Annotated in this window: 1 pseudogene; it reads right to left on the bottom strand. The window is 35.7% G+C overall.

The features are described 5' to 3' along the window. A pseudogene (locus AOA61_RS31145) lies at positions 1 to 367 on the bottom strand (hypothetical protein); the annotation flags it as partial.

Below are 367 nucleotides of genomic sequence, written 5' to 3'. Positions count from 1 at the left end.
TCAACATCGAGACCAACATCTATTCCATTCGCTAAACCGGAAGTACCATTTCCTGATTCAAGTAAAGCATGTGAAATTAAATACATTTCATTCACGGAGTGAACTCTACCTGCTTCAATAAAAAATTCTCCTAGTCCATCAAGAACACCTCTACCAGCTAGGACTCTATTTAACTCTGCAGCAGATACACCTACACTTTTATCTAGGACTAAATGCTGGAATATATCTGTTTGATCAGGATCTAAATACTTAATAAAGTCTTCTGTTTTAGCGTTCTTCCATTGAGGATTATAAATAACTTCATGCCATGTACCTTCTTCGACAATTTGTATTTCTGTTCCTACTGGAATCGTAATATAGATATGAC

This window comes from Pseudomonas sp. 2995-1 (assembly GCF_002742505.1).
Classification (GTDB): domain Bacteria; phylum Pseudomonadota; class Gammaproteobacteria; order Pseudomonadales; family Pseudomonadaceae; genus Aquipseudomonas; species Aquipseudomonas sivasensis.
Note: the sequence above shows the minus strand (reverse complement) of the source record. Positions and strands in the feature narration are given on the sequence as shown.